The organism is Nocardioides sp., assembly GCF_964228225.1.
Lineage (GTDB): Bacteria > Actinomycetota > Actinomycetes > Propionibacteriales > Nocardioidaceae > Nocardioides.
On sequence record NZ_CAXQZB010000038.1, the window covers coordinates 45,543 to 55,725 of the forward strand.

10 protein-coding genes are annotated in these 10,183 nt (G+C 75.0%); 4 read left to right on the forward strand and 6 right to left on the reverse strand.

Annotated features, from left to right (window positions below; translation table 11 throughout):
* Positions 1–4 precede the first annotated feature (4 nt).
* The 4 genes from ACERUJ_RS08430 to rsmI all read right to left on the reverse strand — a co-directional run bounded on the left by ACERUJ_RS08430 (position 5) and on the right by rsmI (position 4,217).
* Positions 5–1,075: a transglycosylase family protein gene (locus ACERUJ_RS08430; RefSeq protein ID WP_370248065.1), complete on the reverse strand. Its 1,071-nt coding sequence runs from the start codon at positions 1,073–1,075 to the stop codon at positions 5–7.
* Between the two features lie 567 nt (positions 1,076–1,642).
* Entirely contained in the window at positions 1,643–2,479 is an 837-nt protein-coding gene (locus tag ACERUJ_RS08435; RefSeq protein ID WP_370248066.1) for a TatD family hydrolase, read from the reverse strand.
* A gap of 44 nt (positions 2,480–2,523) precedes the next feature.
* Complete coding sequence (locus ACERUJ_RS08440; RefSeq protein ID WP_370248067.1) at positions 2,524–3,384, reverse strand: alpha/beta fold hydrolase; 861 nt, start codon at positions 3,382–3,384, stop codon at positions 2,524–2,526.
* Positions 3,381–4,217, reverse strand: coding sequence for a 16S rRNA (cytidine(1402)-2'-O)-methyltransferase (gene rsmI, locus ACERUJ_RS08445; RefSeq protein ID WP_370248068.1), 837 nt, complete (start codon positions 4,215–4,217; stop codon positions 3,381–3,383). Before rsmI ends, ACERUJ_RS08440 begins: the two co-directional genes overlap by 4 nt.
* 101 nt (positions 4,218–4,318) lie before the next feature.
* Here rsmI and ACERUJ_RS08450 point away from each other — a divergent pair, with 101 nt between their 5' ends.
* Positions 4,319–6,079, forward strand: coding sequence for a dolichyl-phosphate-mannose--protein mannosyltransferase (locus tag ACERUJ_RS08450; RefSeq protein ID WP_370248070.1), 1,761 nt, complete (start codon positions 4,319–4,321; stop codon positions 6,077–6,079).
* A gap of 76 nt (positions 6,080–6,155) precedes the next feature.
* Entirely contained in the window at positions 6,156–6,578 is a 423-nt protein-coding gene (locus ACERUJ_RS08455) for a pyridoxamine 5'-phosphate oxidase family protein (protein WP_370248071.1), read from the forward strand.
* Positions 6,579–6,630: 52 nt separating this feature from the next.
* On the opposite strand, the gene ACERUJ_RS08460 is transcribed toward ACERUJ_RS08455, so the two are convergent.
* Both ACERUJ_RS08460 and ACERUJ_RS08465 read right to left on the reverse strand, forming a co-directional pair.
* Positions 6,631–7,392, reverse strand: a complete 762-nt coding sequence (locus ACERUJ_RS08460; RefSeq protein WP_370248072.1) for an alpha/beta hydrolase family protein — start codon at positions 7,390–7,392, stop codon at positions 6,631–6,633.
* A gap of 52 nt (positions 7,393–7,444) precedes the next feature.
* Positions 7,445–7,801, reverse strand: coding sequence for a DUF3263 domain-containing protein (locus ACERUJ_RS08465; RefSeq protein ID WP_370248073.1), 357 nt, complete (start codon positions 7,799–7,801; stop codon positions 7,445–7,447).
* 67 nt (positions 7,802–7,868) lie between these two features.
* On the opposite strand from ACERUJ_RS08465, the gene ilvA reads away from it, so the two are divergent.
* The gene (gene ilvA, locus ACERUJ_RS08470) at positions 7,869–9,179 is read left to right on the forward strand and encodes a threonine ammonia-lyase IlvA (RefSeq protein WP_370248074.1); all 1,311 of its coding nucleotides are present in this window, start codon (positions 7,869–7,871) and stop codon (positions 9,177–9,179) included.
* A gap of 130 nt (positions 9,180–9,309) precedes the next feature.
* On the forward strand, positions 9,310–10,098 hold the full coding sequence (locus ACERUJ_RS08475; RefSeq protein ID WP_370248075.1) for an SDR family oxidoreductase: 789 nt from the start codon (positions 9,310–9,312) through the stop codon (positions 10,096–10,098).
* Positions 10,099–10,183 lie beyond the last annotated feature (85 nt).

Below are 10,183 nucleotides of genomic sequence, written 5' to 3' on the forward strand. Positions count from 1 at the left end.
GACCTCAGCGGGGCAGGCCGAGCTTGGCCGCGCAGCCCGGCCAGGCGCCGTAGCCGCCGCTGGCGGCCCGGACCTTCTCGGCGATCGCGATCTGCTGCTCGCGCGAGGCGTTGCTCGGCAGACCGGTGCCGCCGTAGGCCTGCCAGGTGCCGAGGCTGAACTGCAGACCGCCGTAGTAGCCGTTGCCGGTGTTGATCGACCAGTTGCCGCCGGACTCGCACTGGGCCAGGCGGTCCCACACGGTGTTGCCGCCGCTGTAGTCGGGCGCCGGCTGCGGCTTGGTGCCCACGCGCACGATCCGGGCCGTGGGCCGCTCCTGGATCTGCCGGTCGATCGGGATGCGGCGCACGAGCTCGCCGTTGCGGAAGATCAGGCGGTAGGTCACCGTGCGGGTGCCCTCCACGCCCTCGCGCTCGACCTCGGAGGTGCCGACGTACAGGTCGCCGTCCTCCTCCTCGTAGGTCTTGAACGGCACCGGGACGTTCGTCACGGTGCGCTGGGCGATGCGGATGTCGGTGAAGACGATGCGGTCGCCGTCGCGCACCCGGGCGTCGCGCGCGGGGCGCACCCGGTCGTGCTCGTCGAGGCGGACGCCGACCTTGTCCAGCGCCTCGGCCACGGTGCTGGCGAAGACCGTGCGCTCGACGGTGCGCTCGCCCGCGACCTCGACGGTGACCCGCTTGGGGGTGACCACGGTGAGGTCGAGGCCGCTGCGCGGGATGCTGAGGCCGCGGCTGACGTTGAGCTGGGCGCCGGCGAAGCTCTGCCCGAACTGGTCCAGCGCCGACTGCACGTCGGTGGCGGTGATCCAGCGGGTGGTCTCCTTGCCGTCCACGACGAAGGTGACCGGCTTGCCGTAGCGCACGGTGATCAGGGCGCCGTCCTGGACGGCGGAGTCGGGGCCCGGGATGACGACGTCGTGCTCGCCGATCTCGATGCCCTCGCCGGCGAGGACGTCGCCGACGGTGGTGCCCAGGGTGCTCACCTCCTGGCGCTGGCCGTCGACGGTGAGGGTGACCTCGTTGCTGAGCGAGGCGTAGGCGTAGGTGGTGCCGGCCACGGCCAGCAGGGCCACGGTGGCCAGGGTGCCGATCAGTCGGCGGCTGTGCGCTGCTCGGACCAGCCGGGAACGGGCTGCGGAGGCACGGGAGGGGGCCGACGAGGCGGAGGTGCCGGCACGGCCGGCGGGGTCTAGCGACGAGGACTGGTGGAGCGAGGAGGACTGGTCTAGCGAGGAGGACTGGGGGTGCTGCGCATGGTGGGGCATCGTGCTCCGATGGTGGTGCTCCCCGGGCCTCGGGCCACCGGCGCTCACCCGAGACCGAGTCGGGTGCGGGAGCGTCGATCCGACACCCCCGAGGGCCCGTGATCGCCGTCCTGGCGCGCCGGCGGGAATCTCCCGATCCCGGCCGACGCCGACCAGAAGAACAGTGGATCGGTCGAGATTGCAAACCCGACACCCCGGTACTGACCCGTTCGGGTGGCCAGGATCACCCGATCGGCACCCCATCAGTCACCTGCGTCACATCCGTCACACCCACGGCGTCGGGATCGGCTGCGAGGAGGATCACAGCGATCGCCGGATCCCGCGCGGCGCTCCTCGGTCGCGTCCGGTCGGTCGCCTCGGGTCGGCCGGCGCCGGTCAGCGGAACGAGGCCCACGCACCACCGAAGGCGACCTCGGTGTTGGCGTCCACCGCCGCGCACAGCTCGGCGAGGTCCTCGCCCCGCTCCTGCGCCATCACGCGCATCGTCAACGGCACCAGATAGGAGGCGTTGCGGCGTCCCCGGTACGGCGTCGGGGTGAGGTAGGGCGCGTCGGTCTCCACCAGCACGCGGTCGCGCGGGGTGATCCGCAGCGCCTCCCGCAGGGGCGCGGCGTTCTTGAAGGTCACGGTGCCGGCGAAGCTCAGGTGGGCCCCGCGGTCGAGGCAGCGGCGGGCGAAGTCGGCGTCGCCGGAGAAGCAGTGCATCACCCAGCGCGCGGGGGCGCCCTCGCTGTCGAGCACCTCCAGGATCGCGTCGTGGGCGTCGCGGTCGTGGATCACCAGGGTGCGGTCGAGGCGCTTGGCGAGGTCGATGTGACGACGGAAGGACTCCACCTGCGCGGCTCGGCCGACGGCGTCCTCGGGGGGCACCCAGTGGTGGTCCAGCCCGGTCTCACCGACCGCCCGCACCCGCGGGTGGGCGGCCAGCGCCTCGATCTCGGCGAAGGCCTCGTCCAGCCGACCGGCCGTGCCGAGCCGCGCGGCGTCGGTGGGGTGCAGGGCGACCCCCGCCACGACGGACGGGTGCGCGGCCGCGGTCTCGACGGCCCAGCGCGCGCCGGGCAGGTCGCAGCCGATCTGCACGATGCGGGTCACGCCGACGGCGGCCGCCTCGGCGAGCGCCTGGGCGACGGGGACCACCGGCTCGCCGTCGCGCACGACGTCGAGGTGACAGTGGTTGTCGACCACCGGCACCGGCAGCGGCTCGGGCACCGGCGGCCGCTCGCCCGGTGCTCCCGGTGCAGTCGGCACGGCCATCAGGCGCGTGCCCCCACGCGGACCAGGATCGCCTCGGCGAGCGGTTGCGGGGCGTGGGTGGGGATCCAGTGGTCCTCGCCCTCGAGGATCACCAGCTCGTAGGGGCCCTCGACGTGCTGCTCGGTGCGCAGCACCCCGGCGCGGTCCAGCGCATCGTCGCCGTCGCTCCACACCAGCGTCGTGGGCTGGGTGACCCGGGCGCCGATGAGGCTGCGGTCCAGGAACGGCAGCGCGCGGTACCAGGCCAGCCCGCCGGGCAGCGCCCCGTGGTCGACGATCTCGCTGCGGAAGCGGGCGAGGTCGTCGGCGTCCATGCCGGTGCGGGCCAGCATCGCCTCGAAGAAGCCCCCGCGCCGGGCGCCGAGCCGCTCGGGCAGGACCGGCAGCTGGAACATCGCCATGTACCAGGAGCGCAGGAACTGCCGGGAGGTCACCAGCGCCTTCAGGAACGCCTCGGGGTGCGGCACGGAGACCGCCACCAGGGTGCGTACGAGCGCCGGGTGCCGCAGCGCGGTCACCCAGGCCACGATCGCGCCCCAGTCGTGGCCCACCAGGTGCACGCCGTCGGCGGCGCCGGGCGCGACCTCCCGCGCGGCGGCCACGAGGGCGGCGACGTCGCCGGCCAGCAGCGTGGTGCGGTAGTCGCGACGACGCCGCGGGCGGGCGCCCACCGAGTAGCCGCGCTGGTCGGGGGCGAGGGTGCGGTAGCCCTGGGCGTGCAGCACCGGCGCCACCTCGCGCCAGCAGCTGGCGCGCTCGGGGAAGCCGTGGAGCAGCACCACGACCTCGCCGTCCTCGGGGCCCTCGTCGAGCACCTCGAAGGTGAGACCGTCGTGGGAGTAGCGGGTGAGTCGGGTCATGACACGTGCACCACCTGGTAGACGTCGCGCTTGGGGACCCCCGCGAGCCGCGCCACCTCGGCGAGGGCGTCCTTGCGGGTCATGCCCGCATCCTCGTGGGCCGCGACCGCGGCGCGCAGCGAGGCCTCGTCGCGCGAGACGGCGGCGGTGGCGGCCGCGCCGGCCACCACGAGCGTGACCTCGCCGCGCACCCCCTCGGCGGCCCAGTCGGCGAGGGCGGCCCGGCCGCCGCGGCGGACCTCCTCGTGGGTCTTGGTGAGCTCGCGGCACACGGCGGCGGGGCGCTCGTCCCCGAAGGCCTCGGCGAGGGCCCGCAGCGCGGCCTCGGTGCGGTGGGGCGCCTCGAAGAACACCATCGTGCGGCGCTCGGCGGCCAGGTCGGCCAGCCGACGGGCGCGCTCACCGGCCTTGCGCGGCAGGAAGCCCTCGAAGCAGAACCGGTCGACCGGCAGCCCCGAGACCGCCAGCGCGGTGAGCACCGCCGAGGGGCCGGGCACGGCGGTCACCTCCAGGCCGGCGTCGACGGCGGCGGCGACCAGCCGGTAGCCGGGGTCGCTGACGCTCGGCATGCCGGCGTCGGTGACCAGCAGCACCCGCTCCCCCGCCTGCAGCGCCTCCAGCAGCTGCGGGGTGCGGCCCACCTCGTTGCCCTCGAAGTACGACACGATCCGGCCCGACACGACGACGCCGAGGTCGCGGGCCAGCCGGTGCAGCCGGCGGGTGTCCTCCGCGGCCACCACCTCGCAGGAGCCCAGCAGCTCGGCCAGGCGAGGGGAGGCGTCCTCGACGCGGCCGATCGGGGTGGCGGCGAGGATGAGCACGCGCCCGATCATGCCCGATCGGGCCGGCCTGCCCGATCGGGCCCGGCCTCCCCGATCGAGCCCGCGCGCCCGATGACCCGGGGCCGGGGGCGGGGCGCCGTAGGCTGCAGGGCGTGAGTGCCGTCGACGTCCGCGAGCCCGCGACGCTCGCGCGCACGACGTCCGGTGCCCCGCTGCCCTCGGCGCTGGAGCGCGCACGGCTGCGCTGGGACGCCCTGCACCGGGGCCGCGAGCGACTCTGGGCCTGGCTCGGGGCGCTGGCGGTGACCGCGCTGGCGTTCGCGATGCGGATCGACGACCTCGGCTCCCCGCGCCGCTTCGCCTTCGACGAGACCTACTACGCCAAGGACGCCTGGGCGCTGCTCACCCAGGGCTACGTGCGCGACTACCTCGACACCGTGGGCGGCCAGGACGTCAACGACGCGATCCTCGACGGCCGCACCAGCGGCATCTGGGCCGAGGGCCCCTCGATGGAGGTGCACCCGGAGGTCGGCAAGTGGCTGATCGCCCTCGGCGAGAAGGCCTTCGGGATGGACCCGTTCGGCTGGCGGATCTCCGCGGTGGTCGCCGGGTCCCTCATGGTGCTGGTGATCTGCCGGCTCGGCCGGCGGCTCACCGGCTCGACGGTGCTGGGGCTGGTGGCGGGACTGCTGCTCACCTTCGACGGCCTGCAGTTCGTGCTCTCCCGGCTCGCACTGCTCGACATCTACCTCGCCCTGTTCCTGCTGTGCGCCGTGGCGTGTGTGGTCAACGACCGCGACTGGTTCCGGCGCCGGCTCGCCGACCGCTGGGACGGCGCTCACGAGGCGTCCGGCGCTCCCGCGGCGCTCGGGCCGGTGGCGGCCGTGCTCGTGCGCCCCTGGCTGCTCGCCGGCGGCGTGTGCTTCGGGCTCGCCCTGGGCACCAAGTGGACCGCCGCCTACCCGCTGGCGGCCTTCGGGGTGCTGGTGTGGCTCTGGAGCGCCGGCGCCCGCCGCGCCCACGGGGTGCGGTGGGCGCGGCTGCGCACCGCGTTCGTCGACGGCGCCGCGGCGTTCGTGCAGCTGGTGGGCGTGGCGGCGCTCGTCTACGTCGCATCGTGGACCGGGTGGCTGATCCACGCCTCCGAGTATGAGCAGCACCTCTCCTCCACCCAGTACACCGGGTTCATCGCCGAGAACGGCTGCACCGGTGAGGGCGAGGACCGCACGGCCGACAACAGCTTCGACGACGACGCCCGGTGGCCCACCGCCACCGAGCCCGACGCGACCGGACCGGGCGAGCTCGTGCAGTCGCTGCGCTCGCTGTGGTACTACCACCGCGACGTCTACACCTTCCACACCCACTACCTCAACTGCGCCGACCACACCTACCGCTCCGACCCACTGGGCTGGCCGCTGATCGGGCGCACCGTGGGCGTGGCCACCGACCTCGACGTGCAGCCCGGCGAGGACGGGTGCACCGCGGAGGCCGGCTCGGTCTGCTACCGGCAGGTGCTGCTCATCGGCACCCCGGTGCTGTGGTGGAGCGGGGCGGTCGCCCTCCTCGCCGCCGCGGCCCTGTGGATCGGGCGCCGCGACTGGCGCTTCGGGGTGCCGGTGGTCGGGATGCTCGCCAGCTGGCTGCCGTGGACGCTCTACGACTCCCGGCCGATCTTCTACTTCTACGCCGTCGCGTTCCTGCCCTTCACCGTGCTGGCCCTGACCATGGTGTGCGGGGCGATCATCGGCCCCGACCGCACGCCGAGCCGACGCCGCACGGCCGGCGTCGTGGTCACCGGCACGCTGCTGGTGCTCGTGGTGGCGAACTTCGCCTACCTCCACCCGCTGCTGACCTACGAGGTCATCCCGCGGGAGGCGTGGCTGGACCGGATGTGGCTCCAGCGCTGGATCTAGCGCTGGATCTAGCGCTGGATCCGGGGCCCCTGAGGTGACGCCCGGAGGGTGGCCCGAGCAGCCCTAGGGTGGGCCCGTGGCCTCCTTCGTCCCCGGCTGGACCGACCTCCCCCCGCTGCTGACCGACTTCTGGACCGAGCGGCACCTGTGCACCCTCACCACGCTGCGCCCCGACGGTCGGCTCCACGTCGTGCCCGTGGGCGTGGCGCTGGACCCCGAGCAGGAGTGCGCCTGGGTGATCGCCGGCGGCGGGTCGCGCAAGGTCGCCAACCTGCGGGCGGGCGGCGGGGGCGCGGTGGCGGCCTGCCAGGTGGACGGCGCCCGCTGGTCGACCCTGGAGGGCCACGGCGTGGTGGTGGAGGACCCGGCGCAGATCGCCCGCGCCTGCGAGCGCTACGCCCTGCGCTACCGCACGCCCCGGGAGAACCCGGCGCGCGTGGCGATCCGCATCACCGTCGACCGGTTCGTGGCCGGCGCCGCACTGCTGCCGCCGGCCTGAGACCAGTCCTCCGGGACAACCGGTCCTCGGGGAGGCCCGGCCCCCGGGAGGGTCAGCGCTCCAGGCAGCCGTTCGCGAAGGCGACCAGGTCGACCGAGTCCCAGTGGGAGGGGTCCTCGTGCGGGCCCTCGGCGGGCAGGTAGCTGACGTCCACCCCGAGGGCGTCGAGCTGGGAGACCAGCGCGCCGCCGTTCTCGTCCAGCGGCACCCAGGTGTCCTCCGGTGAGGCGACCACGCGGTAGACGAGGTCGCGCGGCAGGGCGTCGACGTTGAACACGGGGTTGCGGTCGGGCGGCACGTCGCCGCCGAAGGCCTCGGCGATGTAGCGGTCGGCGGTGGGCACGGCGTCCATGCGCTTGAGCGAGATGGCCGGCTTGACGCCGTACCAGCAGCGCGGCCGGGCCTCGCCGTGCAGCAGGGCGTTGAGCGAGACCGACCCGCCCATCGAGCCCGAGACCCACAGCGTGACCGGGAGCCCCACCTGCTCGGAGGCCCAGGCGGTGAGGCGCTGGACGTCGTCGGTGGAGGCGGCGTTGCCCCACGACTGGAGGTGGAAGTCGGAGGAGGCGATGGCCCAGCCGTCGCGGCGCAGCGCCGAGAGCCAGGGGCCCTGCATCCGGTCGTTGACGTTGCCGCCCTGGCCGTGGAACCACACCGCGAGCCCCTTGGGCCGGCCGTCGCCGGTGGGCAGGTCGAGCCGGACGCTCTCCCCCGCCAGCTCGCTGCGCACCACGCGACCGGCCTTCTCCCCGCTCGCGGCGGTGGTGAGGCCGATGACCAGCAGCGCGAGCAGCGCGACGATCGCAGCACGCACGAGGGGTCTCCTCCCGAGTCGGGGCCGCCCGCGGAGCGCGGGACAGGACGCGTCAGAGTGTAGGTGAGGGTGCGGACAGTCTCCGCGTCGAGCGGTGCTCCTGCCGACTCTCCTGGCGACTCTCCTGGCGACTCTCCTGGCGATTCTGCTGACGACGGCGCCGCTGCCGCCGCAGCCGGCGCACCAGCACCGGTGCCTGCGCCTCGGCCTCGGGCCGGTCCAGCAGCGCGTTGAGCAGCCGGTGGTAGTCGGCCACGCCCAGCCCGAACCGCTCGCGGATCGCCTCCTCGCGCGCGCCCGCGTGGCGCGCCCAGTCGGCCTCGAAGGCCAGCACGTCCCGCTCCAGCGGCGTCAGGCCCGCGCCCGACCCGGCGGGGGTCGGCGAGGAGGGCTCGGAGGGTCGGCTCATGATGGCGGCCATGGTCGCGCACCGGTCCGGCTGCGCGCGCACGGGGTCCGCCGGGCAGGATCGGGGTGTGAGCACGCCGACACCCCCCAGCGCGGGCCCGACCTCACCCCGCCCGACTCCTGCGGACGTCGCCGCCGCCGCCCGCACCCTGGGCGCCTGGCTGCCGCCGACGCCCCTGCAGCGCAACGACCGGCTCTCGGCCGCCCTCGGCCTCGACGTGTGGCTCAAGCGCGAGGACCTGCAGCCGGTGCGCTCCTACAAGGTGCGGGGCGCCGCCCACCTCATCAGCGGCCTCACCGCCACCGAGCGGGAGCGCGGGGTCACGTGCGCCAGCGCCGGCAACCACGCCCAGGGGGTGGCGCTGGCCTGCGCCCGCGCCGGCGTGCGCGGACGGGTGCACCTGCCCCGCACCACCCCCCGGCAGAAGCGCGAGCGGATCGCGGCCCTGGGCGGCGACCTCGTGGACGTCGTCATCGGCGGCGACACCTACGACGACGCCGCGGCCGCCAGCCGCGCCTACGCCGCGGCCTCGGGCGCCACGCCGGTGCCGGCCTTCGACGACCCCCGCACGATCGCCGGGCAGGCCACCGTGGGCACCGAGCTGCTCGCCCAGGTCGCCGACCTCGACGGGGTGCTGCCGGCCGCCGTGGTCGTGCCGGTCGGGGGCGGGGGGCTGCTGGCCGGGCTGTGCGTCTCCCTCGGCGGCACCGACACCCCGATCGAGCTGGTCGGCGTCGAGCCGGCGGGCGCCGCGAGCATGGCGGCGGCGCTCGCCGCCGGAGGCCCGGTGGACCTGGCGACCCTCGACGGCTTCGTCGACGGCGCCGCGGTGCGGCGGGTGGGCGTGCACACCCACGCCCTCGTCGCGGCCCACCGTCCGGTGCTCGACGCCGTGCCCGAGGGTCTGGTGTGCGTGGAGATGCTCGACCTCTACGGCGCCGACGGGGTCATCGCCGAGCCCGCGGGGGCCCTGGCCACCGCCGGGCTGCGCCAGCAGGCCGCGCGGCTGCGGGCCGTGCACGGCGAGGGGGCGCGCGTGGTCGCCATCGTCTCGGGCGGCAACAACGACGTCTCCCGCTACGACGAGGTGGTGGAGCGGGCGCTGGTGCACGAGGGCCTCAAGCACTACTTCCTCGTGGAGTTCCCCCAGGAGCCCGGGGCGCTGCGACGCTTCCTCGACGACGTCCTGGGCCCCGACGACGACATCACCCTGTTCGAGTACGTCAAGCGCTCCAACCGCGAGACCGGCCCCGCCCTGGTCGGCATCGAGCTGCAGCACGCCGAGGACCTCGTGGGGCTGCGCACCCGGATGGCCGAGTCGTCGCTGCGCGTCGAGCCGGTGCCGCCCGACAGCCCCCTCTTCCGCTTCGTGATGTGACTGTCCCGCTTCGTGATGTGACCGCCCCGCCTCGTGCTGTGACCGACCCGCCCCGGGAACGGGCGCGGGGCGACGGACGTCACCCCCGCGACCACCCCCGCGGGGCCCCGGCGGATGGGATCCTGGCGCGGTGAACACCCGTGCTCTCGCCATCACCGGCGCCGCCGCCGGCATCGGCCGCGCCATCGCCCTGCGCTTCCTCACCGACGGCTGGACGGTCGGGGCCTTCGACCTCGACGCCGCCGGGCTCGCCGCCCTCGAGGCCGACGCCGCACCGCTGGCCGGCCGCGTCGTCACCGGCACCCTCGACGTGCGCGACCGGGCCGCCTTCGAGGAGCGGCTCTCCGCGTTCGTGGCCGACACCGGCCGGCTCGACGTGATGATCAACAACGCCGGCGTGCTCGTCGCCGGTCAGTTCGCCGACCTCGACGCCGCGGCGCTGGAGCGTGAGATCGGCGTCAACGTGCTCGGCGTCATGCACGGGATGCACCTGGCGTTCCCCCACCTCAGGGCCACACCGGGCAGCGTCGCGGTGAACCTCGCCTCGGCGTCGGCGATCTACGGCCAGGCCGAGCTCGCCAACTACAGCGCCACCAAGTTCTACGTGCGCGGCCTCACCGAGGCCCTCAACCTGGAGTGGGCCGACCACGGCGTGCGCGTGGTGGACCTGTGGCCGCTGTTCGTCGAGACCGGCATGCTCACCGACGTCACCACGGGCACCACCGAGTCGCTCGGCGTGCGGCTCAGCGCCGACGACGTCGCCGACACCGTGTGGCAGGCCGTGCACCCCAACGCCGTGCAGCGGCTCTCGCGCCAGGTGCACTTCGCCGTGGGCCGCCAGGCGCGCGTGCTGGCCCTGGGCTCCCGGTTCTCCCCCGCCTGGCTGACCCGGCAGGTGAACAAGCGCCTCGCGCACTGACCGCTCCTCCCCCGCGAGGACGAGCGCACCCCGCGCCTCACGACGACGCCCCCGGCCCGCGCGGGCCGGGGGCGTCGGCGGGAGG